The sequence below is a fragment of the Arthrobacter sp. 05N425 genome (assembly GCF_056397125.1).
Window position 1 is genome coordinate 1 of record NZ_JBFTMU010000029.1, and the last position, 1,051, is coordinate 1,051.

Sequence of the window (1,051 nt, forward strand, 5' to 3'; positions counted from 1 at the left end):
GGCGGGATGACGTCGTCCCAGTTGTTCACCAGCTGCATGTTCTGGTTCACCAGCCACACATTGCCCGAATTCACATCATTGAGCACCACCACATCCCGGTTCACCCGGAACACATACGACGGCGACGCGGACGCCTTCGGCACATCCACGCTCCTGTCATCGGCATCACTGCCGCAGTCCCGCACATACTTATTCGCCCCCGACCACGCCGCATGCACACAACCACCCAACTGCACCGGCGCCGCCGGAACCCCCTGCCCGCCAAAGGCCACCGTCTTCGCCGCCGAACCATCCAACGGCACCTCAAAAAGCGCCTTCGGCGTCGCCACCGCCACCGCACCCGCCCCGGGACCGGGCTGCTGCAGCTTCGCATCCTTCGCATCCGCCAACGCCAACTCACGCCCGCCCGGCAACAACAACTTCCCGCCGCCCGCGTCCAGCACCACCGGCTGATCCCCCACCACGCTCAACTGGATGCTGCCCGCACCCTTCAACCCCTCCCACGAACTCACCTGCGAATCCGTGACCCGGCCATCAGCATCCACCGCCGTCACCGTCACCTGACCCGACGTCGGATCCGCACTATAAATCCGGTCATCAGCCCCCACCGCCGACACCGTCCCCCGCGCCCCCGACAGCACCGGCTCCGAATTCTCCTCATCAAAACCATTCACCGTCGACGGCGACAACGCCCACACCCGGCCCCGCGCCGCATCCGTCACCGCAATCACCCGCGACCCGAAACTCACCTCCGCCGACCCCGGCAACTTCTTATCCCCGCCCAAACGCATCTGCGCCGCCGACACCTGGTTCAACGTCGAACCCGACGCATCATCAACAAACACCGTCCCGGCATCCTGCAACACATCAAACGTCGTCGACGCCGGCGTCACCGCACCATCCAACACCCGCGACGGATAATTCAACCGCCCCACCGCATTCTTCGCCTTCGACACCACCCACACACCACCATCGTTCAACTCCACCTCAGCAGTCTTAAACCCCGGATAGATGATGGCCCCCGTCACCAACACCGCAGCAGCAGCCACAA

General features: G+C 64.4%; 1 protein-coding gene. It reads right to left on the bottom strand.

Annotated elements, in window-relative coordinates:
• On the bottom strand, positions 1-1,049 hold a 1,049-nt coding region (locus AC1DGE_RS16880), incomplete at its 3' end, for an NHL repeat-containing protein (RefSeq protein ID WP_476917867.1).
• Between the last annotated feature and the right edge of the window lie 2 nt (positions 1,050-1,051).